Annotated in this window: 16 protein-coding genes, 3 tRNA genes and 1 other RNA gene; 9 read left to right on the forward strand and 11 right to left on the reverse strand. The window is 37.5% G+C overall.

Annotated features, from left to right (window positions below):
- Nucleotides 1–227 precede the first annotated feature (227 nt).
- Together H3S88_RS01945 and H3S88_RS01950 are read right to left on the reverse strand one after the other, a co-directional pair.
- Nucleotides 228–407, reverse strand: coding sequence for a hypothetical protein (locus tag H3S88_RS01945; protein WP_198227310.1), 180 nt, complete (start codon nt 405–407; stop codon nt 228–230).
- A 275-nt stretch (nt 408–682) separates the two neighbouring features.
- Nucleotides 683–758, reverse strand: a tRNA-Phe gene (locus H3S88_RS01950).
- Nucleotides 759–917: 159 nt separating this feature from the next.
- Between H3S88_RS01950 and H3S88_RS01955 the strand changes: the two genes are divergently transcribed.
- From H3S88_RS01955 to groL, 3 genes are all read left to right on the forward strand, one after another.
- Entirely contained in the window at nt 918–1,355 is a 438-nt protein-coding gene (locus H3S88_RS01955; RefSeq protein ID WP_198227312.1) for an FxsA family protein, read from the forward strand.
- A gap of 145 nt (nt 1,356–1,500) precedes the next feature.
- Entirely contained in the window at nt 1,501–1,794 is a 294-nt protein-coding gene (locus H3S88_RS01960; RefSeq protein ID WP_034884480.1) for a co-chaperone GroES, read from the forward strand.
- A gap of 47 nt (nt 1,795–1,841) precedes the next feature.
- Nucleotides 1,842–3,488, forward strand: a complete 1,647-nt coding sequence (groL, locus tag H3S88_RS01965) for a chaperonin GroEL (RefSeq protein WP_039129166.1) — start codon at nt 1,842–1,844, stop codon at nt 3,486–3,488.
- A gap of 88 nt (nt 3,489–3,576) precedes the next feature.
- Here groL and H3S88_RS01970 read toward each other — a convergent pair whose 3' ends face one another.
- The 3 genes from H3S88_RS01970 to H3S88_RS01980 are packed head-to-tail and all read right to left on the reverse strand — an operon-like array spanning nt 3,577 to nt 6,020.
- On the reverse strand, nt 3,577–4,152 hold the full coding sequence (locus tag H3S88_RS01970; RefSeq protein WP_198227314.1) for a manganese efflux pump MntP family protein: 576 nt from the start codon (nt 4,150–4,152) through the stop codon (nt 3,577–3,579).
- 45 nt (nt 4,153–4,197) lie between these two features.
- Nucleotides 4,198–4,812: a tetratricopeptide repeat protein gene (locus H3S88_RS01975; RefSeq protein ID WP_198227316.1), complete on the reverse strand. Its 615-nt coding sequence runs from the start codon at nt 4,810–4,812 to the stop codon at nt 4,198–4,200.
- A gap of 26 nt (nt 4,813–4,838) precedes the next feature.
- Nucleotides 4,839–6,020, reverse strand: coding sequence for a bifunctional tRNA (adenosine(37)-C2)-methyltransferase TrmG/ribosomal RNA large subunit methyltransferase RlmN (locus H3S88_RS01980; protein WP_039129178.1), 1,182 nt, complete (start codon nt 6,018–6,020; stop codon nt 4,839–4,841).
- A 181-nt stretch (nt 6,021–6,201) separates the two neighbouring features.
- Here H3S88_RS01980 and H3S88_RS01985 point away from each other — a divergent pair, with 181 nt between their 5' ends.
- Nucleotides 6,202–6,873, forward strand: a complete 672-nt coding sequence (locus H3S88_RS01985; protein ID WP_198227318.1) for a M15 family metallopeptidase — start codon at nt 6,202–6,204, stop codon at nt 6,871–6,873.
- Here the strand turns inward: H3S88_RS01985 and H3S88_RS01990 are convergent.
- Both H3S88_RS01990 and H3S88_RS01995 read right to left on the reverse strand, forming a co-directional pair.
- Entirely contained in the window at nt 6,854–8,185 is a 1,332-nt protein-coding gene (locus tag H3S88_RS01990; RefSeq protein ID WP_198227320.1) for an ATP-binding protein, read from the reverse strand. The genes H3S88_RS01985 and H3S88_RS01990 overlap by 20 nt on opposite strands.
- Before the next feature lie 16 nt (nt 8,186–8,201).
- Nucleotides 8,202–8,882, reverse strand: a complete 681-nt coding sequence (locus H3S88_RS01995) for a response regulator transcription factor (RefSeq protein ID WP_370528573.1) — start codon at nt 8,880–8,882, stop codon at nt 8,202–8,204.
- 284 nt (nt 8,883–9,166) lie between these two features.
- Between H3S88_RS01995 and H3S88_RS02000 the strand changes: the two genes are divergently transcribed.
- The 4 genes from H3S88_RS02000 (at nt 9,167) to H3S88_RS02015 (ending at nt 10,931) form a co-directional block, all read left to right on the forward strand.
- Nucleotides 9,167–10,462, forward strand: coding sequence for a serine dehydratase subunit alpha family protein (locus H3S88_RS02000; RefSeq protein WP_198227324.1), 1,296 nt, complete (start codon nt 9,167–9,169; stop codon nt 10,460–10,462).
- A gap of 124 nt (nt 10,463–10,586) precedes the next feature.
- Nucleotides 10,587–10,662 (forward strand) — tRNA-His (locus tag H3S88_RS02005).
- Between the two features lie 21 nt (nt 10,663–10,683).
- A tRNA-Pro gene (locus H3S88_RS02010) sits at nt 10,684–10,760 on the forward strand.
- A gap of 46 nt (nt 10,761–10,806) precedes the next feature.
- A non-coding RNA gene (locus H3S88_RS02015) (RtT sRNA) lies at nt 10,807–10,931 on the forward strand.
- Nucleotides 10,932–11,169: 238 nt separating this feature from the next.
- Here the strand turns inward: H3S88_RS02015 and H3S88_RS02020 are convergent.
- Entirely contained in the window at nt 11,170–12,777 is a 1,608-nt protein-coding gene (locus H3S88_RS02020) for a (2,3-dihydroxybenzoyl)adenylate synthase (RefSeq protein WP_198227326.1), read from the reverse strand.
- A gap of 214 nt (nt 12,778–12,991) precedes the next feature.
- Here H3S88_RS02020 and H3S88_RS02025 point away from each other — a divergent pair, with 214 nt between their 5' ends.
- Nucleotides 12,992–13,744 carry a class I SAM-dependent methyltransferase gene (locus tag H3S88_RS02025; RefSeq protein ID WP_232352459.1) on the forward strand — a complete coding sequence of 251 codons (753 nt, stop codon included), beginning with the start codon at nt 12,992–12,994 and terminating at the stop codon, nt 13,742–13,744.
- Here the strand turns inward: H3S88_RS02025 and H3S88_RS02030 are convergent.
- From H3S88_RS02030 to H3S88_RS02040, 3 genes are read right to left on the reverse strand one after another with little or no spacing between them, the layout of a single operon-like run.
- Nucleotides 13,741–14,502, reverse strand: a complete 762-nt coding sequence (locus H3S88_RS02030) for a thioesterase II family protein (protein WP_198227327.1) — start codon at nt 14,500–14,502, stop codon at nt 13,741–13,743. The genes H3S88_RS02025 and H3S88_RS02030 overlap by 4 nt on opposite strands.
- The gene (locus H3S88_RS02035; protein ID WP_198227329.1) at nt 14,499–15,563 is read right to left on the reverse strand and encodes a Gfo/Idh/MocA family oxidoreductase; all 1,065 of its coding nucleotides are present in this window, start codon (nt 15,561–15,563) and stop codon (nt 14,499–14,501) included. The genes H3S88_RS02030 and H3S88_RS02035 overlap by 4 nt, the downstream gene beginning before the upstream one ends.
- A complete protein-coding gene (locus tag H3S88_RS02040) occupies nt 15,560–24,967 on the reverse strand; it encodes a type I polyketide synthase (RefSeq protein ID WP_198227331.1) in 9,408 nt (3,135 codons plus the stop codon). The genes H3S88_RS02035 and H3S88_RS02040 overlap by 4 nt, the downstream gene beginning before the upstream one ends.
- Nucleotides 24,968–24,972: the final 5 nt, after the last annotated feature.

A 24,972-nucleotide genomic window follows, 5' to 3' on the forward strand; every position in this document is an offset into this window, starting at 1 on the left:
ACATCCCAATATAGCTTGTTTTATCTTATTGGAATATAACTAATTACTCAGAATAAATTTGTTAAAACACAATACTCTTCAGGAATACTTTTACCATCGTAATCGGAACTAAAAGTTTCACCTGTATAATAGATGTAATTACCAGAATAAAATGTGCCACTTTGTTCAAATGCAATATCATGGCCATATCGTTCATAATCAAAGTAGTTACTTAAATTTCCTAATTCTTAACTATAACAGCCACTTTCTGCAATCCAATAAAAACCTAAATCATATTCATCAGAAATATTGGACAAGGATTGAAAGCAATCTAAGTTATCAGATAAACTAATTAAGTCAGTAATAAAATTAACATAGTCTCCAACATCAATAACTGCTTCATAGATTTCTGTTTCAGCATTACTCAATTCTTCAAGCTTTTATGTCTAATAATTTTATTCTTTAAAGGAAATAAAAACCAAAATAAATTATGGTTTACTTTATTATCAGGCTGATAATACATGGACTTTGAATATTAATTTATAGTACGAGTTAAAAATATTGTCCAAAAATCCATGTGGTTAAATCTATTTTTTAGTTAATTTGCAATAATTTAGTTAAGTAAAAAAATAACATGATAGGTTTATTTGAAAAGGCTTTAGACATAAAAAAACCAGCTTTAAGCTGGTGTCTTTTTTGGAATTGGTGCCCGGACGCGGAATCGAACCACGGACACGGGGATTTTCAATCCCCTGCTCTACCGACTGAGCTATCCGGGCAACAATGGAGCTGTATTAAACACGATTCTCGATTATCCGTCAATCCCTTTTATAAGATATTTTTAAAAATACATACTGATTGGTTGAAATTTAACTAATTGCCACTATATTAATAGTTTAGTTAGAATAATATCACTCTATATTTAGAGGAATTTTTATATGCGAGTTTTTGGTTTTATTATTTTTTTTATTTATGCTTATTTTGAAGTAAGTTTTTTTATAACAGTTGCTGATTCAATTGGTGTTTTTCTTGCTTTGATTGGGATTATTGCCACTTCAATTATTGGGCTTTCATTAATAAAAAAACAAGGTTTAAGAAATCTAAGTATTATGCAACAAAAAATTGCTAATCAACAAAGTCCTAAAGATGAAATTATTAAGAGCGTATCTTTATTATTTGCCGGGTTTTTATTACTTATTCCAGGTTTTTTAACTGACATTCTTGGCGCTATTATGTTAATTCCGCGGGTTCAAGAATATATTGTTCGCTTTATTATTGGGAAATTACCCTCTAAATTTTATTCATTTTATTCTAACAGCAATACACAAATGAATGATGTTATTGAAGGGAAATTTGAACGTAAAAATGATGAATAAATAATCAATTGGATTTTTTTTTATTTTATTCTCTTGAAGAATTTAAAATAATCCCCATGTATTGTGCACTATATAATACATATCATATTTTTATGATTTATTGTTAATAATTATTTAAGTAAAAATTAGTGCTAGGAGATAACTAATGAAAATTCGTCCATTGCATGATCGTGTGATCATTAAACGCAAAGAAGTAGAATCAAAATCAGCTGGCGGTATTGTTTTAACTGGTTCAGCTGCTGGTAAATCAACACGTGGTGAAGTTTTAGCTGTTGGTAATGGTCGCATTTTGGAAAATGGTCAAGTTCAGCCATTAGATGTTAAAGTTGGTGATATCGTAATTTTCAATGAAGGATATGGCGTTAAAACAGAAAAAATCGATAACGAAGAAGTGCTTATCCTATCAGAAACCGATATTTTAGCCATTGTTGAAGCATAACTGGCAAATAATTTAACTTATATACAGAATTTAGGAGAAATACGAAGATGGCAGCTAAAGATGTAAAATTTGGAAATGACGCTCGTGCTAAAATGCTCAAAGGTGTGAATGTATTAGCTGATGCAGTTAAAGTAACTTTAGGTCCAAAAGGACGTAATGTTGTATTAGATAAATCATTTGGTGCCCCAACTATTACTAAAGATGGTGTTTCAGTTGCTCGTGAAATCGAATTAGAAGATAAATTCGAAAACATGGGTGCACAAATGGTTAAAGAAGTCGCTTCAAAAGCAAATGATGCAGCGGGTGACGGTACAACAACAGCAACAGTACTTGCTCAAGCTATCGTTAATGAAGGTTTGAAAGCTGTTGCTGCGGGCATGAATCCAATGGATTTAAAACGTGGTATTGATAAAGCTGTGGTTGCTGCAGTTGAAGAGCTTAAAAAATTATCTTCACCATGTGCTGATTCTAAAGCGATTGCGCAAGTTGGAACTATTTCAGCAAACTCTGATGAAACGGTTGGTACTTTAATTGCTCAAGCAATGGAAAGAGTAGGTAAAGAAGGTGTTATCACTGTTGAAGATGGTACTGGTTTACAAGACGAGCTTGATGTTGTTGAAGGTATGCAGTTTGATCGTGGTTATTTATCACCATATTTCATCAATAAACCAGAAACAGCTACTGTTGAATTAGACAGCCCATATATTTTATTAGCTGATAAAAAAATCTCTAACATCCGTGAATTATTACCAGTATTAGAAGCGGTTGCTAAAGCAGGTAAATCACTATTAATTATCGCTGAAGATGTTGAAGGCGAAGCATTAGCGACTTTAGTTGTGAATACTATGCGTGGTATTGTTAAAGTTGCCGCGGTTAAAGCGCCTGGTTTTGGTGATCGTCGTAAAGCAATGTTACAAGATATTGCTATCTTAACTTCAGGTACAGTTATTTCAGAAGAAATCGGTTTAGAACTTGAAAAAGCAACGCTTGAAGATTTAGGTCAAGCAAAACGCGTTGTAATCAACAAAGATAATACAACTATTATCGATGGCGTTGGTGAAGAATCGTTAATTAATGCACGTGTTGAACAAATTCGTAAACAAATTGAAGAATCAACTTCTGACTACGATAAAGAAAAACTTCAAGAACGTGTTGCTAAATTAGCTGGTGGTGTTGCAGTAATTAAAGTTGGTGCAGCAACTGAAGTTGAAATGAAAGAGAAAAAAGCACGTGTAGAAGATGCATTACATGCGACTCGTGCAGCCGTTGAAGAAGGTGTTGTTGCGGGTGGTGGTGTTGCATTAGTTAGAGCTGCTTCTGCGATTTTAGATCTTAAAGGTGCAAACGAAGATCAAAACGTTGGTATTAAAGTAGCTCTTCGCGCGATGGAAGCACCATTACGTCAAATCGTTACTAACTGTGGTGAAGAAGCTTCTGTTGTTGTTAATGCTGTTAAAGGTGGTAAAGGTAACTATGGCTACAATGCATCAACTGAAGAGTATGGTGATATGATTGCCATGGGTATTTTAGATCCAACTAAAGTAACTCGTAGCGCATTACAATATGCTGCATCAGTAGCAGGTCTTATGATCACAACTGAATGTATGGTTACTGATTTACCTAAAGATGATAAAGCTGATTTAGGTGCTGCTGGTGGTATGGGCGGCATGGGAGGAATGGGCGGAATGATGTAATTTCCCCCTATTATTTATCCAATAAAAAACCACTCCAATATGTGAGTGGTTTTTTTATATCTAAAGCAGTTTTTATAAAATATTGGAATTAGGTTGTTAAATGCTGATAAAGCGTGATTACACCGATTGCGATCAGCACTAATCCTCCTAATATCTCAGCTTTTTTTCCTACAACACACCCTATTTTCTTACCTAATAACAGACCTGTTGTCACCATCACACAAGTTGCCAGCCCAATCATTGACGCAGTAAAATAGATATTAACATTTGCCATTGCTAAACCTACCCCAACGGCAAATGCATCAATGCTCGTTGATATAGCGGTAAAGATTAACATGAAAAAGGATTTTCTATTTGATGATATAGGTTCTTCTTGACCGTCTTCATCTGATGATTTTAGGCTGCTATAAATCATGTTAATACCTAAAAACAACATGATAGCAAACACTACCCAATGATCCCATTTTTCGATATATTGCAAGGCAATATAACCAATTAACCAACCAAGTAGTGGAGTCATCGCCTCAATAATGCCAAATAAGACACCAATTTTTAACGCACCTAAAAATGGGGTGGATTTTAGAGATATACCACGACACAAAGCGACAGCAAAGGCATCGCTCGACATTGCCAGCGCTAATAACATAATAGTCAATAAACTCATGACACTTACTCTTGCTTCTAAAATATTTATTTTAATTTTTATGATTTATTTTTTTGATACTAAAAATAGATAGTTTGCGATATTTTGATCACCTTTATTTTCATAAATTTCAGCTGTTTTTATTACACTACTTCGACGACTAGAATCATATTCAAAAAGTTGTTTGAACATAAGATCTGCTATTTTTTTATCTCCATTTTGGATAGCGCAATAACCATATTGTTCATAGGCATCAGCTTTCCAACGGTGTCTGTCTAGCTCAAGGCTTTGTTCAAATTGTTTTTGAGCTTCTTGATAACGATCTCTACCACACAGAAAAGAGCCGTAATGAACACGATATAAACCGTTACCTGGCTGCATTAGTGTGATACGTTTGTAAATCATTTCAGCTTCATCATATTCGCCAACATGTTGATCAAACATTGCCATTGCTAACATCACTTGTGGATTGTTAGGCGAATATTGAGACGCTAATTTTAGATTATAATGTGCAGCTTTAACATTTTCTTCCGATTCGTTCGCTTTAGCTAAATAGCCTAGTCCTAATCGCATTCTTGCTAATGCCGCGGTCTCTGGGTCAAACTCTTCTCTGTTACTAGTTTGACAACCTGCTAACATTAGCATGGCAAAACAGCTTAATACTATTAGCGATTTTTTCATTTATCCTTCCTTTTTATATTAGAAGATTATGCTGTTTTCTGAACAAGATTTTGCTTTTTATAAAGGGTTCGTTTCGTGCGATCAACTACTTCACCAGCAAGTTGCCCGCAAGCTGCATCAATATCATCTCCGCGTGTTTTACGAACAATTACTGTGAAACCATAACCCATTAATGTTTTCATAAATCTATCAATTCTTGTATTTGAACAACGAGAATAAGGTGCTCCAGGGAATGGATTCCATGGAATTAAATTGATTTTACTTGGCACATTTTTCAAGAACTTCGCCAGTTCATGGGCATGCTCAACACTATCATTAATTTGATTCAGTAAAACATATTCAATAGTTACTTTACCGTGATTGGCATTTGATGTTGAAAGGTAACGTAAAATTGAATCACGTAGCATTGCCATATTATATTTTTGGTTGATTGGCATAATTTCACTGCGGATCTCATCATTGGGAGCATGAAGTGAAATCGCTAATGCAACATCAATCATTCCTGCCAATTTATCTAAAGCGGGTACTACACCAGAGGTTGAAAGTGTTACTCGTCTTTTTGATAAACCATAGCCAAAATCATCTAACATAATTTCCATTGCAGGCGCTACGTTAGATAAATTTAATAAAGGTTCGCCCATCCCCATCATAACAACATTAGTGATAGGTCTGTCAGCTAATTTACCTGTGACACCAATAGCATTGGATGCTCGCCAAACTTGGCCAATAATTTCAGAAACGGTTAAATTGCGATTAAAACCTTGTTGAGCGGTTGAACAGAATTTACATTCCAGCGCACAGCCCACCTGTGATGAAACACATAATGTAGCACGGTCTCGCTCAGGAATATACACAGATTCAATCATCTGATTATTTCCCACATCTAACGCCCATTTAATGGTACCATCAGATGAACGCTGTTCAATAGCAATTTTAGGCGCTTTAATTTCAGCCAAGGTTTTTAACTGTTCACGTAGTTTTTTATTAATATCAGTCATTTGATCGAAGTCATCGATACCAAAATGGTAGATCCATTTCATAACTTGATCGGCTCTAAAGGGTTTTTCCCCAAGCGATATAAAAAAATCACGCAATTGCTGACGCGTAAAATTAAGTAGATTTATTTTTTCTTGTGTTGAATTAACATTGATTGTATTTGCAGCATCTGAATTAGTTACAGACGTGCTGGATGTAGCTGGTTTTAACATAAGGCCTCGTTTTTACACATTATGGCTATTTCAATTTTTAGGGAAAGGATTATACTGGTTTTCACATTATCTGGCTAATAGAATATTATAGAAACTCAAAATGATAATAAAAACAGTAAAATTAAAAGTAATTCTCAATTTTGCATTGATATCAACTCTATTTTTATACTCGACAATTACTATGGCACATTCAATTCCATTAAGTAAACTTACAGGTCAATTTGACGAAAAAAAAGACAGTGATTTTATAGCATTAGATTTGACAGTGTTACCTGTTAATAAAAAAGGAATGTATCTACAAAAAGAGCCAACAGAACAACTGATCAAAGCTTATAATGATTTTAAAAAGATACATCCAGATATTCCTTTTATTGTAGTCAGTGCAACTCGTAATTACACTTATCAAAATGGCATTTGGCAACGCAAATGGGATGCATTGTTGCAAAAAATGGATGATCCACAAAACATTGCTGCGGAAATTTTAAAATTTTCATCCATGCCTGGCACGTCAAGGCATCATTGGGGAACAGACATTGATATTACTAGCTTGTCATCTGAATTTTTTAAGCAAGATAAAAAAGGCATTATTCTTTATAAATGGTTACAAGAAAATATGCCTAAGTATGGTTTTTGTCAGGCTTTTAACGAAGGTCGTAAAGGTGGATATCTTCCTGAAGAGTGGCATTGGTCATACAAACCTATTGCCAGTCAATATATTGCGAAGTATAAAGCGATATTAGACAGTGATCCTAATAAAGTTATACAAACCCTGAACTTTACAGGGCATGATAAAATTAAATTAACAGAATTAGTTAAAGAGTATGTATTATCTGTTAATAGTGATTGTTACTAGGTGCAAGTGTTTGATATTTACGCCAATAAGGTAAATATATAGTAACAACAAGTCCACCACCTTCTCGATTTGCTGCCTTAATAGTACCGTTGTGCATAACAACGGTCTTTCGAGCAATCGCTAATCCCAGTCCATAACCTTTGCCAAGTTGTGGTGACTGAATACGGACAAATGGTTCAAAAATGCTGGATAATTTATTCCATTCAACACCCGGTCCGCGATCTTTAACTTCTATTTGTAAGTATTTGTTGGTTTCTTTTAATGAGACCTCAATAGCCTGCCCTGCTTCAGAAAAACGAATCGCATTACGAATAATGTTTTCAATTGCACGACGTATCTGTTCCGAATTGCCTTTGACAATCGAATGATTAATTGTTGAAGGGATAAAATGTACATCAATCTGTTGGTGATTTGCTTCATAATTAGCATCACTGATCACCACACTTAATAAATCTTTCAAGTCAAAATATTCTTCATCATTACGATTGTTCATTTCAGAACGAGAATATTTTAATATTTCGCCAATTAGCTGATCTAATCGTTCAGATTCCAGTTCTATTCTTGCTAAACAAGTATCGATATTTTGTTTATTTTGCTGGGCAAGCCCAATAGCTAACTGTAAACGTGCCAATGGTGTTCTAAGTTCGTGTGATACGTCATGCAGCAATGATTGACGATCTGAGATCAAGATATTGAGTTGTTCAACCATCATATCAAAATCTTTACCCACTTCACTTATTTCATCATGCCGATATTCTAGCTTATCAAACAATCGAACCGAAAGATTACCTTGTGATACTTGAAAAAAGGCCTGCCTTAATAATCGCATTGGTTTAGTTAAATTCCAAGCTAAAGTAAGACTTAACGTAAGCCCAACAAAAATTCCCGCTAGTGTAATAGGCATCGGCATATTAAACAGTATATTTTGGAACTGAGTATTTATTTCTTCTTTTTTAAACGAAACAGAATACAGTGTTCCATCAGGGGCAACGGCTGAACGTTGGTACATATAATTCGGAGATTCTAATTCATCGTTTAGAATATTAACTTGATCATTTTGAGGAGAGACCAATTTTATTGACAACAATATACGCTCACGTTCGGGTAAATGTGCAATAAAATTAAGCGTATCTTCTTCACCTGCTACATGCAATAATTGCGCAATCATATCGACTTTAGTCGGCATATGATTGAGAATTTTTTTATTTTTTCCTTCTACATAGACAGAAAATGCAATCCATGTCAATTGAAAGGTAAGAAAAAACATCACACAAAATACAACAAGTATTTTCCAAAATAATCGACGATTCATAGCAAACCTATTGTTATTAACGAATGCGGTAACCTACAGCTCTAATGGTTTCAATTGTCACGTCATTTTGGGCAACTTGAAATAATTTCTGACGAATATTACTAATATGTACATCAACACTACGATCATAAAGTTCTCGAGCGCGGCCAAGTCCAACTTCAGATAATTCTTCTTTAGTCACAACACGTTCGCTATTTTTTACCAATAAGACTAATAAATTGAATTCGGTCGATGTTAAGTCAATAACCTGCCCATTCCATGTACATAACCGTTGTGGTAAATCTAATGTTAAACCATTAAAATGGTATTTTTTATCATCCACCAATTCAACTGGTCGTTCATCAAAACGGCGTAGAACTGCACGTAATCGGGCTAATAATTCACGAGGATAACATGGTTTAGGGATGTAATCATCAGCACCTAATTCTAAACCTAACACACGATCGATATTGTCACCTTTAGCGGTTAACATAATAACGGGCATATTACAGTGTTGACGTATACTTTTAAGAACGTCAATACCATTAATATCTGGTAACATTACATCTAGAATTGCAGCACGATATTTTCCCGATAATGCTTCATCAATAGCATCTTTACCCAAATAAACACTTTTAATATTAAAACCTTCATTGGTTAGATATTCACTAAGCATTTGTGATAATTCGACATCATCATCAATTAACAAAATATTTATCATACATAGCCATTATTATTTAATTTTATAGTAATTACATTATTACAATAATAAAAAAAAGTCAGGTAATTTTACTAAAATATTACATATTTTGAACAATTCCTGATTATTTAATTCACGGTTTAACCAAATAAAAAGTTTAGATTAACATTAAATTGCAACATATTTAATTATTTACTTTGCAATCTTAACATTAAAATTTAAACTAAATATTATGGTTATCTTTTATTAAATGTTTCACCATCTAGCACTATTTATTATAGGCACTAATATGGAGATAAAAAATGGAACAACAAGTAGTGTGGCAAGAGTTAATTCAATTGGTGAAACATGAAGTTTTACCTGCATTAGGCTGTACAGAGCCTATATCTCTTGCTTTAGCGTCAGCTGTTGCGACTAAATATATTGATAAAAATAGTATCAGCCACATTGATGCTTATGTCTCACCAAACTTAATGAAAAATGGTATGGCAGTTACTGTTCCAGGGACCGGGATGGTGGGATTACCAATTGCAGCAGCGATTGGCGCAATAGGCGGTGATGCCGAAGCAGGTCTTGAAGTACTAAAAAAAATTACACCGAAACAAATTAACCAAGCTAAAGATCTACTTAAAGAACAAAAAGTGAATGTACAAATTGCTAATAATAATACGGCAATTTATTCTGAAGCCAATATTTATGCTAAAGACGATCATGTTAGAGTATGTATTGAAAGCTCACACACCAACATAATATTAATAGAAAAAAATGGTGAAGTAATTTTCAAAGCAGATAATAAAACACAAAAGGAGTCTAAAAAAGAATCAGTCATAACTCGTATGTCAGTTAAACAGATATATGAGTTTGCAACACAATCTAATTTTGATGATATCAAATTTATTTTACATTCTGCTGAATTAAACGATGCATTATCTCAAGAAGGATTAAGGCGAGAATATGGCTTAAGTATTGCGGCTACCCTACATGAACAAACAAAAACTGGTTTGTTAGCTGATGATCTATTATCTAAAATAATTATTCGCACAACAGCAGCATCAGATGCCAGAATGGGTGGTGCAACTTTACCTGCGATGAGTAATTCAGGTTCGGGCAATCAAGGTATTACCGCAACGATGCCTGTGGTCGTAGTTGCCGATCACTTAAAATCAACAACAGAGCAACTAGCTAGAGCACTCATTTTATCTCATACTATTGCAATTTATATACATAGTAAATTTCCGCCATTATCAGCACTTTGTGCTGCATCCACAGCCGCAATGGGATCTGCGGCGGGTATGGCATGGTTACTTGGTGAAGGCCAATATGAACCTGTTGATATGGCTATTTGTAGTATGATTGGTGATTTATCGGGCATTATTTGTGATGGGGCTTCAAACAGCTGCGCTATGAAAGTATCAACTTCGGTCTCTTCGAGTTTTAAAGCTGTTTTAATGGCATTAAATCGTATTCGAGTGACTGGTAAAGAAGGTATAGTTGGTGATAGCGTTGAAATTTCAATTAATAATCTTGGAGCCATTGTTAGCAATAGTATGAAAGCAACTGACACGCAAATTATTGATATTATGTCACATAAAGCTTAAAAATATCATCTAATGGTAAAATATTGAGCTTTTAACGCTTTTAATATAAGCAATCAGCACATTTTTGAAAAAATATGCTGGACAATGTTATTTTTTATGCGTAATATTTCGTCCTACTTCTATGGTGGCTATAGCTCAGTTGGTAGAGCCCTGGATTGTGATTCCAGTTGTCGTGGGTTCGAATCCCATTAGCCACCCCATTTTATAGAGCAGAAATCTAACGGCGAGTAGCGCAGCTTGGTAGCGCAACTGGTTTGGGACCAGTGGGTCGGAGGTTCGAATCCTCTCTCGCCGACCAATTTTAAATAAAAGAAAAAGAGCTTACTCATTGAGTGGGCTTTTTTATTATCTGCATTTTGAGAGGATGAGAACCGACTGGAGGTTCGAGCCGAGCGTAGCGAGACAACGTTGCTTTAGCAACGACCCGTAGGGCGAGCATGAAATGCGAGTAATCCTCTCTCGCCGACCAATTTTAAATAAAATAGCCTACTCAATTAGTGGGCTTTTTTATTATCTGCATTTTGAGAGGGTGAGAATACCCTGCCATATTTAGGGCTCTTTAAGCACAATATCGTCCGGCCAAAAACTCAGAATACGTTTTACTTTTACAAATATCTCACCTAGAATAAAAAAAGCACAGTAATAGCCATGCTTTTCAGCCTTCATAACATAAGTTGAATATACAGTTATGCCATTATAAGTTAAAATCACACTTTATCATTAGTGTCTCTATTACACAGAACCATACGAACCAGTTGTTGCTTATCCACTTTACCAATTTTCGTAAGTGGAAATTGTGCAATATATTCAACCCGATCTGGCCATTTGTATCGTGCAATACCTTGCAATTTAAAATGTTGATGCAGCTCTGCCAAAGTTAATCTTTGATCAGCGATTAACATCGCGCAGCTTTGCTCTCCCAATATGTCATCAGGAAGAGCCAGTAATGCGGCATCATGAACATGAGGAACCTTGCATAAGATATCTTCAATTTCCGCTGTAGCAATTTTTTCACCAGCACGATTGATTTGCTCTTTTATTCGTCCCTCTACCACCAGATAGCCCTGTGGTGTTAATCGGACTAAATCACCGGAACAGTAATAACCATCATCGGTAAAACTATGCAGTGTATGCTCTGGCGCCTGATAATACTGTCTAATGGTATAAGGACCTCTGACTAACAATTCTCCAATTTCTCCCATTGCTACATTTTGTCCTTGAGGATCAACGATCTTAATTTCATCATGTATAGATAAGGGATAACCTTGTGATTGATAAATCACCTCATCAGTATCATCAAGCGATGTGAGGCAAACTAAGCCTTCCGCCATACCAAACACCTGCTGTAATTTACAATTAAATGCTCGTGGAATTTGCTCTGCAACTAAGGGATTTAGCCTTGCTCCACCAATCTGAAGGACTGAAAGTGAAGTAAAATGATGGGGGTGGTAATTAAGCTCAGTTAACCAAAAACTAACAATGGCAGGAACTAAGGATGTGATAGTTACTCGATGTTTTTCAATCTGATCAAAACAGAGCACGCTATCCGGCGTTTCTGCCAATACGACACAACCACCAACAGAAAGCGTCCCTAATATCCCCGGACAACCTAATGTAAAATTATGTGAAGCCGGTAATACGGCAAGATACACACTGTCTTCATTTAACCGGCATACTGTTGCAGCGGTCATCGAAAAATAAGCATAATCAGTATGTGTTCGGGGAATTAATTTTGGCGCTCCCGTCGTGCCACCTGATAATAATAAAAATGCGATATCGCGATAGTTAGGTGCTGAATAAGCCGTAGCGGATATGGGCTCTGCGATCGAATCTAAACTGTTCCCAGAAGGCAATACTCTATCAATAATGAGAAATTGAATAGATTGATGTTTCTCCGCTAAATCCTGCGCCATTTTGGCATGATTAAATCCCATAAATGTTTTGGTTGTAATAATGCCTTGAGGTTGTCCCTGTTGACATATTGACTCTAAATCATGTTGTCGATGTGCCATAGTTGTTAAAATAGGAATCACGCCAAGGCGAAATAAGGCGAAGCAAATTACAATAAAGGTTCTGTTATTAGGTAGTTGAACTAAAACACGATCTCCTTTGCGAAGACCTAAGTGATATAAATGACTTACATAGTTATCTACATTCTGATTAAACTCATGATAAGTTAACACCCCTTGTTTATCGATTATAGCTTTATTGTGACTAAACCGAGTGGCCCATTGTCTTAACCGGTCGCCAAAATTATAGGGTTGCCAATATCCTAATTCTTCATATTTTTGTTCTCTTGCCTCTTGATTGTTCATAAATGATCCTCTTTTCATGTTTTAAATAACATTTAAGTAAAAATGATAATCACTATCTGTCAGTGTTTTATCAAAATTGTTCTAATAATTTCATTCAGTTTTGACTTCCGAGTATTACCAATAGCAACGATCTACCCTATAAGGAGGGACTCATGAAACAAAAAAACTCATTTTTAACGATCCTATTGCCGACACATTACTCATACCATTGTTTATGAGGGCTGAAGAAAGCCAAAGATCAGACCGTTTATTCGAAGACAAAGATGCTAAAAATGTTATTAAGCAGCTTCCTTTTGATTTTTCTCCTTTCAAAAATAAAAGAATTAGCCAAACGGATACGGCTATTCGGGTCAGTTTATTCGACAACATTGCCCGTCAATGTCTCAATCAGGCAGAAAACCCGGTCTTAGTTCATCTTGGTTGCGGCCTAGATAATCGATTTAACAGAACCGATACAGGTAATGGAATACACATTAAAATTGATTTGCCAGAAGTTATCGAATGGCGGAATCAACTATATTCTTCACAAAATGAGCGTAATATTTCATTTTCTGGCTCAATACTAGAGACAGATTGGATATATAAACTCCTTGAAAAATACCCCGATCACGCATTTTCATTTTTTATTGAAGGTGTCCTTATCTATTTTCCAGAAACACAAGTTAAACAGTTTTTTAATAATCTAATGTCTCACTTTAGCAATGTGTTGGTCTGTTTTGACAGTTGTACTAACTGGATTGTTAAACATTGTGACCAACACGACACTGTTCGCATGATGAGAGCTAACTTTAAATGGGGCATCGATAATCCCAAACTATTGGAGAGTTGGAGTCCTCGCTTAAAGCACATTAAAACAATCTCATTATTAAAACAGCATCCCAAAAGATGGGGATTTCGCTCTGTATTTCGTCTATTTCCTCCTGTTGCCAAAGGTTGCAATATTTTGATTTATCAGATTACTGATTAATTTATTGTTAATTGTGCAAACAGAAAATTTTGTATAACGGCTAAAAATTGCTGCGGTCTCAGAGTGACGTGGAAATGATCTCCAGAGACCACAATATGTTCTTTGACACCACCTAACCATGATTTCCAAGCCAGAATATCGTCAAGGGACACTTCTTTATCTTGATCTGCATGAATAAGTAATGTAGGAGTCATGATTTTAAACGCATTTGCCTGCTGTCGTTGGTACAGTTCCGTGGCCATAAAATCCGCTCTTAACATTGGCATAAACAGAGCAAGTAAGTCTTTATCTTGTAAAACTTCTGGGCTCCCCCCACCAATTTCCATTAATTGCTGAACAAATTGCTCATCATTAAGATGGGTTAAATGACGTAATCCAGTTAAGTGAGGGGCATGACATCCCGACAAAATGAGTGCTGAAACTGTTACACCTTGTTGTTCCAGTACTCGGCATGTTTCAAATGCGACCTGAGAGCCCATACTATGCCCACCAAGTATTATCTTTTTTTGTGACCATTCGGTAGATTGAATCGTCTCAGCTAATTCATTAGCTAATGATGCGATATCCGTTTTATACGCCTCTTTCATTCGCAAATCATGTCCAGGATAAAGATAACAATACATATTCATCCATTTATTTTCGATGTTGTTCCATGAGTGAAATACATGGCTGACAGCACCAGCAAAAGGGCAAAAAATAAAGATATAATCATTGTGTTCAAAAATAGGCTGTAGAGGATATAGATTATTCTTTTTCATAAGCCCTCCTGTTGTAGAAGCTGGTTACTGACTCGTTTTGGTGCAACGCCAGTGATACTTTTTTCTCGTCCCACTGCCTGTAATATTCGTTGCCATAGTTCAGCCACTTTCAATTGATGTTCTGGTTGTAAATCAACAGGTATTTTTTCTCCGGTGATAACAGAGCGTAGTGATTGCAACACATAAATAATTCCTTGCACTCCCTCTTGCTCAAAAGTATCACGCCAATTTTGCGGTGCAGTAATCAATACCTGAGAAATGGGTTCGTTAATATCAATTTCGTCACGACGCTGTGATAGGCTTTTCTCATTATTGTGTTCAAAATAAAATGTCGGTTGCCAAGTTATTGCTCCATAACTGGATTCCAAACACAATGTTCCGTCCGGCCAAACAATAATTTGTTTATGCATGATAAAACTATGGAGATCCGGTTGCTGTTGATCCAGAGTACTTTGCAGAAAAATAATGGCGGTCTCACTTTGCCACTTGAGTAATACCATATTGAAGTTTTGATCAGTAGAGGGTAAAACACTGACATGAATATCTATTGCTCGACTAGATAATAAAAAAAGCGCTAAAGAAGAGTAAAGTAATTGACGACTAGTATACATATGATAGAGAACAGGGGAGCGTTGCAATAACTGTTCACGAAGGAGGCGCACATTCTGTATCCAACACTGCCCAGCAGCCGTATAGGGATAAAAGCTATTAACCCAATAATGAACACCTTGTTGTAATGCTAAATGCTGTAGAGCAGAAATATCATCGGGATGAACGGGATGCTCTTGTATAACATGACATCCTCGCTGCAAAAAGTGTTTAGCTAAGTGAGTCCCTGCACCGCCAACCACAGTAGAACGAACAATAATACAGACAATATCAATATCCGCTGGTACTTGCTTAATATCGGTATACAGAGGTACAGCAAAATCATGTGCTAAATGCTGTGAACTTACACTTCCGGTTGATAGAATACCGGCCAGAGTCAAACCTTCCTGATGTTCAAAAAAAGCATTTAAATAGACTTCACCGAATCGACTCCCTACAATCAAAACTTTCATATATTTTCCTTATTCGTTAAATATTGGTTTATTTTATTGGCGATCAGTGAACAAACAGGAGCATCATTAATCCATTCCCAGTGATCAGAATCAAACTGACAACAATCAGCTTCTTTCAGCCAGCCTTGCCACTCTTCATCGAGAGAGTGCCATTGTACAGGTCGATATTTTGCTTCGAACAATAAACAGTTAATCTCTGTTATCGGTTGAATAAGTGAGTAATCAGATAAAAATGAAAGTAGTCGTTCGGCTTTAAGTTTTTGAGTGTGATTAGTCTCAGCGATATTATCAGCAAGCTCGACCAGCAAGTCATCCATAGGACGATCGGCGAAATCAATACGACAAACTGGATCAATCAATATTAACGTAACATCCTCTCCAGACTGACTTAACAGTGTCGCGGCATGTGCAGCTAAGAATGTCCCATAAGACCAGCCAATAAGATGATAAGGACCTGCTGGTCTAAACTGCCTGATTACCCTCACATAATGCCCAACTAAATCTGGTAAAGAACAGATGCCTTCTTCCATGAAATCATAATTGAGTCCATAAGCAGGAACATTATTTAGCATTTTCAATAGCGGTAGATAAACACTGCAATCACCATCAGATACGGGAAAGACAAACAAAGGAGTATGCTGTGATGAAGTTATTGTCAATGGAACTAAATGCGATAATTCAGCTTTTGGCGAGGTTATTCCCTTGCAAAAATTTTGTAATACAGGGTTTTCAAAAAGCTTTTGTAGGCTAACACCTCGATAACCCATTTTATGTAGACGAGAGACCATTCGTGTTGCAATTAAACTATCTCCTCCCGACTGGAAAAAGTGACTATTAAGAGTAATGCCATCACCTAAAAAAGTTTTCCAACATTGCCAAACAGCATCAATAACTGATTGATCCGCTAATATTTCAGTAGTAGGGAGACTTTGGTTCAATAAAGATGTTTGTAATTTTGGCTTTTCCAGTAAATGCTCGGTTTGTTGCCAATCTATAGATATTTGAGCCAACTCAGGAGATATCTGTAAAAGATGGTTAGCCAACAGTTGTGGATCGGTTCTCACCATTAATGTTGGTGTTGCAATAAATAGATGTTGCCGTAAAGTTGTTTGATCATTAGGCCATTGTATTAAGGTGGTAAACCCGGCTTCACTCAGCACTTCATGCCATCTATTCGTATCTAACATCGGTTTATCATCAAATAGACGAAAATCGCGGTAGCCATTCAGACTCTCGATAAAACTGATCGTTGCAGCTTGTAATGCGCTATGACGTTCAGTGGCTTCGATCAAAAGCAATTTCCCCGTAGGTGAAAGAAGCCTGCGCAAACGAATAAGTGACTGAACAATATGATTGGCATCATGTAATACATTAGTTGCGACAATAAGATCATAACCTGATGCATGATGTTGCTGAAAATCAACTGGTAAATTAATATCTAATAACCCAGTACTGAAACAAGCGTAATGGGAAAATTGTTCTTTTGCCCGCGATAAAAATAGAGGCGATACATCTGTAAAACGATATTCGGCTAGGGAGTCAGATAACTCTGGTAATAAATATTCAGTCGTTGATCCAGTACCGGCACCGACTTCAAGTATTCTAAAGTCAGAACGCCCTTGAGATAACTGTTTTGCCAGATGTAGCGCTTGTTGATGCAGGCTGAACATCATTGGATTATCACGATAAAGAGCCTGAGTGATGCGTTCATCTTCAGTAAAGAGCAGCGAAAGCGCATTACATCTGCCGGTTAATAGCTCGGTGTGATGCTGAACACTAGTATCTAAATAGTAGTCAAGAATGTGACACCATTCAAAATGCGGTTTGATTAATTGGGTTTTGCTGTGAACAAACGCATTTAGCGCGGTATAAACGTGATCTTGTAGTTTTAACCAACCTCTTTCACACAGTAAGTTCAACCACTGTTTAAGCGCTATTTTAGCACTGTCTACCACTTGTAATTGTTGCTGTATCGCAGTTAATGATAGGCAGTCACCAACGTGTTGAAAAAGTTGATACTGAGATAATGTACTGACAATTCCCATTAGCGCCTTATCATCTAAATAAGACCAACACTGTTCAACTTCATCAAGTAACTGCGTTTCGTTATCCAATATCTTATAAGTTAATGTCGGCGTATCGGGTACAACGGGCAAGTTATCTTCAGCAACCCAACGAACAACATAACGACCATCAATAGAGTCACTGGCTTCAACCATACGTACCGCTGGGTGCTGATATAAAACGCTTTCTATTAAACGGCTATCATTATCATTGACTGTTAACTTAAGATCTTTGAATATAGGTATATTATTTGTCGGCCAGACTGCTAATTTTTCTGGTTCACTAGCCACGGTATGTAATAGGGTTTGATAAGCATCAAAACAGCGTTGAGCTATATTGGGTCCTAAGACATCATCCATACAATACCAGTGCCAAATGAGTTCACCATCTATTTCCATGACTTGATGATCCAACCAAACTTGTGGCGTTTGAGTGAAAACATAAGCGGGATCGCCAAAAAAGCGTGACATTGCTTGATCAATCTCTAAGCCATTCAGTGACATCCCTAACATACTGGTAAAAACAACCGGCATTAATGGAGTGTGAGGGAGCCCCAATAATCGTCCCCAATCACGGAGTAATTCGACACCATTAACCTGACTATGTGCTAACCGTTGCCAAAGCAACGTTTGTGTTTTTTCAATAAACTGACGCAATAAAACAGGTTTTTTCAGATCAACATCTATCAAAAGTACTGAGGTAAAATCACCAATAATTTTTTGTACGTCATCATGGTAAGAACGGCGGTCAAAAAAAGTTAAATTTAACGTAAATGCTGGATGGCGACAAAATGACGCTAAACTCACTGCATACAATGCTAATAATGCGGCGGAAGGAGTCACCCCCCATGATTGCCATTGGATTTTAAGATTTTGCCATTCCTCCTTATTTAATCGCCCTTGACGAGTCACCACTTGATGAGCCGATTTATCATGTACAGTGGCTAAAGGTAAATTGGGGGCTGGGGGAAGTGTTGGTAAGATATTTTGCCAGTAGAGCCAGCTTGTTTGCCAATTTTTATCAGATCTTTCACCTAGCTCAGTTATTACATAATCACGAAATGTAATGCTTGGACTAATAATATTATTACCATAATAGGCCGCCATAAAATCATCGAACATGATCTTGAAACTCTGTACATCAAACATGAGTAAATCAAGATCCATATGTAAACGGAACTGCCGTTCGCTAAGTCGGCTAACTTCTATGGTAAATAATGGCCATTTATCCGTTTTTGCCACCCGTTCAGATAAATCCTTTCGGAGTTTAGTTAATGCCACCTCCTGTTCATCCATTGTATAATGACGTAAATCGTGATCAACAAAATGATAGAAAGGAGTTTGGGGTAATACAATTTGTAGCCCTTCATCATTAACAACCATTCTTAACATATCATGATTTTTTACTACTTTATCCCACGCTTGTTCTAATTTCTGCACATCAAAGTTATCTGTTAATAAATCCCACTCAAATAGTACATGGCAGGCAACCCCGCCATAATCAATCATATCAGTACGGCCAAGCCAATAAGCATGTTGAATAGCGGTTAAAGGAAAAGCATCATAACGATGGACAGCATCGTGTGTTATAAACGGTAAGGCCGATTGTTGTTGGTACTGTTCGTAAATCTGCGAGGCCAATCCAGATAAAGTTAAATCCTGATAAGCTTTTTGTACATCGAGGCGAATAGCAAATTGTTTATTGATCTCGCTGCTTAACTCAAGGAATAGAAGTGAATCCAGACCCAGACGTAATAAATCTTGCGTTGATGTAACGATTTCGGGGTTTTCTATACGCAATTGTGTAATCACTAGCGCTTTTAACCATTGAATTAAATGTTCTATATCTTGTCGCATATCCCCAGTTAATATAGGGGCTTGAATAAATTCCGATGGCCTAATTTTATCAGTGACAGAAAGAGGATTAGTTGATATTAATTGTTCTTGTAATCGTCTTTGAATTAACAGTTGTGGCTCGACTCTCATTGCCACGTAGTTTGTATTACCCCGCATTAGTGCTTGCTCTAAATGCCAACGACCTTCACGAGGATTAATCGTTGCCATGCCTCCTGCTTTAAGTTGTTGTTGTACGGTTTTTGATGCAGCAAGCCCAATCTCTGACCAAGCTCCCCAATTGATAGACACAGTAACTGGACATGATTGTTTTTGGCTTGCCGCTAGCCCATCAATGTAGCCACAGGCAAAGGCGTGGGCAGATTGTCCTGATGTACCTAGCACTGAAGCTGCAGAAGAAAATAACAACAGATAATCAGCATGAAATGTTCTTAATTGTGAGAGTAATGTCGCAGCAGCCTCTGCTTTTACTGCGAATGTTTCAATTAATGTATTTTCGGAAAGTTGCGTGATTAGTTCATCTTTCAAAACGCCAGCAACATGAATTGCTCCACTAATAGGTCGTTCTTTTTGTAATTGAATTAAACAGTCAGTTAATAATTCATTATCACTACAATCCAGTTCTACCCATCGTAAATCAGCAGAATAAATTTCTTCCAGTTGTTTTAGCTCATTAAATTTTTCCTCACTTAATCTTGGAGCAAGTAATGCTATATAACGAACCCCTTGTGATAACAGCCATTGCACACTAAACCAGCCTAATCCACCAAAGGCTCCGGTAATAATATGCCAGCCTGACCGATTAAAAGTTGAGAGTGGTAGCGGCGAGGCTTCGCCATTTGACAAAATAAGTCGCTGGGTCAACAATTTATTTTCTCGCCATGCAAACCACCGTTCTCCCATTTGGCAGCCTGAAATTACCTGAGAGAGCATATCTGATGTAAGATCGTCCAAATGAACAAGGTCAATTACAGCTATATGTTGTTGAGACTGCTCAACAGCAATCACTTTAATCATTCCCCAAATAGCACGTTGTTCCGGGGTGACCATTTCATTTCCACTAATGGACCAAGCATTCAAAGTGACAAACAATATGTCTTCATCTGGATGTGAGTGCAGGATTTTTTTGAGCCAGATCGCTTGTTGTACAGGGCTTAAATTAGGTATACAAACTAATAGAGAGGAAGTGCTCATTTCATTTAATCGGGTCGATAACCTCATAACGCCGGGTTCATCCGTATCCGTATATTTACCAAATGAGCTATCTTGTTCAACCACAGAACAGGGTTGCCATTGCCAATAATATTGGCTATCTATAGCACTCAATGGCTCAATAAACTGTTTTATCCGATCGGAAGAGAAATAAGGTGAGCCATGAAAAAGTGTTAACCATTGCTCTTGTTGTTGTACTTCTATTAAAACATAGGCTTCAGCAATCCGGTACGCAGACCAATATATCCTGATATGACTTAAATCAGCAGGTATATCTCCGTTAAAGGTATGTAGGTATGGCGATGCTCCTTCACACCCATGTCTTTGAATAAGATTAGAAATAGTCTGATTAATGTATTCCTGTAACCGAGCTTTATCATTCTGACACATTGACCAGTTGGCCTGATATACTCCTCGAGTATCTGAACAAACGCCCAAAATTGGGTGACTAATTGGATTAGGTTCAACAACAGAGACTGTTCGCCTAATGCCTTTATCATGGCAACTGGCTAAAAGAATATGCTCGCTAATGGTAGATGTTTCAGTATTTGGTCCTGGTAACCAATGAAACTGTTTAAAATTATTATCTCGGCAGACTCTTTCCCAGCCTTCGACCGTCAAAAAGAGTTCCCCCTGTCTCAGTTCTTCATCATGAAATGGTAGCACCAGTGGACCAAACACAAAATCAAACAAAGACATAGGCTGTGTGATCTCTCGTAGTAATAAGTGGCCATCTGCTTTCAATACACGACGAATATTCTGTAATGTTTGCGCGATATTTTGAGTTGCATGAATGACATTCGCTGCAATCACTAAATCAAAGCTTTCAGGCTCTATGTTTTGGGATAGAAGATCGCGTTGTAAATCTAATTCCTGATAACGCACAAACGGATAAGCGGCAAATTTTTGCATAGCTCGACGCGTGAAGAGTGGTGTGATATCAGAAAAAACATATTCAACCGGTGTGCCCATTTGCACCAGAACAGGCAATAACCAAGCAGTTGTTCCGCCAGTTCCGCCTCCAACTTCCAGAATTCTTAATGTTCGTCCCTGCTGCTGATAAACCCTAATTAGATCTCTTAAAATGCCCGCTGCAATCAGGTTAAAATAACGACCAAAACTAAACTCCTGGTATAATACTTCAACCCCACTTGAGCTTCCTTGTGGGAAAATTACCTCCACGGGATCAATACTACCTTGTAACATTTCAGTAAGGTGTTGACTTGCTCTACCGATTGTTTCTGCTATAGCATCATGTCCTTCGCAATACTCGGTTAACTCTTCAAGTAAAACAACCTCCCGATCACTAGAAACTTCGTCTATTCGCTGATAAAGATCATCTTTTTTAACTAAATACCCCTGTTTCACTCCAGTATTTAACAAACGTTGTAGCAACTGCCGGTAACGAGGTAAAATTTTCCCTTGACGGAGGATTTGCGCGATTGTTAATCCCTTATCAATCTTAGAACCAACACATTGATTAAGTAATCGATTAACCGCAATAGTATGTAGTTGATTTGTGCAATCATAGAATGACTCTAATCGCTCAAGTTCTAATCTCTGAGCCTCTTCTCTGGCAACTTTATCACCTTCGATCAATTTTAATGGTATCGTTGATAAAAGCGGTACTTCGTGTACCGGTTCTCGCCAGTAATGCTGCTCATCAAAAGGATAAAGTGGAGCAGGTATACATCGACCATGTGGATTAAGTTGTTTAAGGTAAGGTAAATCAATACCTGCTGTATAAAGTCGTAGGATAGTGGTGAGCAAAGCATTGGGCTCTAGCTCCGGCCTTGTAACACAAGCAATCCATGTAGCTGAATTATCAGCGATAGGTTTACCTAATGAAGTTAACTGAGCATCGGCCCCCATTTCAATAAACAAAGTACCGCCTTGATTTAATGCTTCTAGTATTGCTTGATAATACTTAACTGGTTGCCGTAAATGCCGACACCAATAGTCACTCTGTTGTTCTTGCGTGAAAGTAATGGTTTGCGCCGTTAGGGTTGAAATAAATTTAAAATAACCGGTATGACAAGGCAGGTTTGCCATCTTTTCAGCAAAAGACGCGAGAATTGGCTCCATCATAATAGAGTGAGCTGCACCATAAACATTTAATCGACGGTAAGGAATATTCTTGCCATCCAGACAAGTAATAAGCTGAGCAATACTGCTTTCTGCACCTGAAAGAACATGACGTTGCTCATTGTTATAGGCAGCAATATCTAAATGATACTCATGAGCGTACATTTCAGTTTGTTCTGCATCAATCATCACAGCAAGCATAGCTCCGCCAGAAGCTTGCTGCTGCATTAGTTTTCCGCGCCAATAAATTAAGGGTAATAAATCTTCTGGCGTATAGTATCCGGCAACCAATGCCGCGGTATATTCACCGATGGAATGACCAATCACACATTCGGGTTGTAATCCTTGAGCTAGCCAATGACTGGCTAAGGCAAATTCATAACTAACAATAGCTGGCTGAACATATTCCATTTGCTGTAATAACGGATGATCATCACTAAACATAACCGTTAACAGCGGTTCTTCCAGTAGCTTGGATAAAATTTTCTGGCAACGTTTTAAGGTATCAGCAAAGACCGTTGACTGTTCAAATAGAGATTTACCCATCCCAGACCACTGACTACCTTGCCCCGTAAATAACCAGACCTGTTTTTGACGAGCAGTATTGTTGCCATAATATCCACTGTGGAGTGGTTGATTTTCTGCAAATTCCGTCAGGGAAGTCACTGTTTGATGATCTAATGGAATTGCTAAACGATGGGATAAGTCCACCTGTCGACCATGTAAGGCTGTATAGGCTAGATCAGAAGCAGTTTTATTTGTCCAAACCTGTGCATAATTTCTAGCAAGTTGACGTAATGAAAACAACGAATTTGCACTGAGTAATAGCGCCCGATTGTTAGCATAAGGTGTATCTGACAAGCTACGTTGAGGCAATTCAGGCATTGATGAAACAATCATATGGCAGTTTGTCCCACCAAAACCAAAGGCTGATATACCGGCATTGCGCGTTGTCTCTGACCAAATCGTCATTTGAGTCGGAATATAAAATGGTGAATCAGCGAGTTTAATCGCCTGATTGGCTTTTTTAAAATGCAGGTTCGGAGGGATATAACCATGATAAACGGATAGTACTGTTTTTATCAGACTGGCAATTCCAGCTGCGGTATCCGTATGACCTATATTCCCTTTGACAGAGCCCAATGCGCAATATTGTTTATTACTACTATGACCAAAAGCTTCACATAATGATTGAAACTCAATCGGATCCCCAAGAGGGGTTCCTGTTCCATGGGCCTCAATCATACCGATATCCTGTGGTGTGATATCGGCCATATTTAATGCGTCCTGAATAACGTTTCGCTGTCCTTGTACCGATGGGGCCGTATAGCCCACTTTATGCCGACCGTCGTTATTAATTGCACTGCCTCGAATAACTGCCAAAATAGTGTCATTATCATCTAATGCATCTTGCAAACGACGTAACACGACAATACCAACCCCATTGCCAGGAAAAGTACCCTGAGCATCATCATCAAATGGGCGACAATGGCCATCGGGAGAAAAAATCATGCCGGGCTGATAGAGATACCCTGCCAATTGAGGAAACGAGATCGCAGCGCCCCCTGCTAAAGCAATATTACACTCTCCTGCACGCAGGCTTTCACACGCTAAATGTACTGCCACAAGTGAACTTGAACAAGCGGTTTGTACTGTGATTGCTGGTCCAGTCAAACCCATTTTATAAGCTGTTCGTGTCGCAATGTAATCTTTATCATTACCGAGAAGGGATTGAATCTTGTTAACTTGTGCTAGTTCAGTTATCTTGATAGCTTCCTGACCAGGATAGCTACTAATTCTTGCTGCGCCAAATACTGCTGTTTTATTATCGCTACTTAGTGGGGGATAACCCGCATCTTCTAAAGCGTGCCAAGCTGTTTGTAAGAATAAACGTTGTTGCGGATCAATTAACTCGGCTTCTTGACGCGAATAACCAAATAGCGCAGCATCAAACTGTGTCGCCCCTTCTATCACCGCAGAACGGTTAACATAATTAGGAGCATCAAGGGTCTCAATAGGAATACCAGCAGCAATTAATTCATCACGAGAAAAAGGACCAGAACAGCCCTCTTGCCCAGCTAATAAGTTCTGCCAAAATTCGTGTGCATTTTTTGCATTCGGGAAACGGCAAGCAAGCCCAATGACAGCTATTGGATCACTATTGCCAAAAATATCTTCAATATTAAACATTATTT

Origin of the sequence: Gilliamella sp. B14448G11, from assembly GCF_016101765.1 — a bacterium.
Lineage (GTDB): Bacteria > Pseudomonadota > Gammaproteobacteria > Enterobacterales > Orbaceae > Gilliamella > Gilliamella apicola_N.

Coding starts and splice junctions, on each gene's coding strand:
- H3S88_RS02040 (WP_198227331.1), bottom strand. CDS start 24,967: ATGTTTAATATTGAAGATATTTTTGGCAATAGTGATCCAATAGCTGTC.
- H3S88_RS01960 (WP_034884480.1), top strand. CDS start 1,501: ATGAAAATTCGTCCATTGCATGATCGTGTGATCATTAAACGCAAAGAA.
- H3S88_RS02025 (WP_232352459.1), top strand. CDS start 12,992: ATGAGGGCTGAAGAAAGCCAAAGATCAGACCGTTTATTCGAAGACAAA.
- H3S88_RS01980 (WP_039129178.1), bottom strand. CDS start 6,020: ATGTTAAAACCAGCTACATCCAGCACGTCTGTAACTAATTCAGATGCT.
- H3S88_RS01990 (WP_198227320.1), bottom strand. CDS start 8,185: ATGAATCGTCGATTATTTTGGAAAATACTTGTTGTATTTTGTGTGATG.
- H3S88_RS01975 (WP_198227316.1), bottom strand. CDS start 4,812: ATGAAAAAATCGCTAATAGTATTAAGCTGTTTTGCCATGCTAATGTTA.
- H3S88_RS01985 (WP_198227318.1), top strand. CDS start 6,202: ATGGCACATTCAATTCCATTAAGTAAACTTACAGGTCAATTTGACGAA.
- H3S88_RS01970 (WP_198227314.1), bottom strand. CDS start 4,152: ATGAGTTTATTGACTATTATGTTATTAGCGCTGGCAATGTCGAGCGAT.
- H3S88_RS02000 (WP_198227324.1), top strand. CDS start 9,167: ATGGAACAACAAGTAGTGTGGCAAGAGTTAATTCAATTGGTGAAACAT.
- H3S88_RS02035 (WP_198227329.1), bottom strand. CDS start 15,563: ATGAAAGTTTTGATTGTAGGGAGTCGATTCGGTGAAGTCTATTTAAAT.
- groL (WP_039129166.1), top strand. CDS start 1,842: ATGGCAGCTAAAGATGTAAAATTTGGAAATGACGCTCGTGCTAAAATG.
- H3S88_RS02030 (WP_198227327.1), bottom strand. CDS start 14,502: ATGAAAAAGAATAATCTATATCCTCTACAGCCTATTTTTGAACACAAT.
- H3S88_RS02020 (WP_198227326.1), bottom strand. CDS start 12,777: ATGAACAATCAAGAGGCAAGAGAACAAAAATATGAAGAATTAGGATAT.
- H3S88_RS01955 (WP_198227312.1), top strand. CDS start 918: ATGCGAGTTTTTGGTTTTATTATTTTTTTTATTTATGCTTATTTTGAA.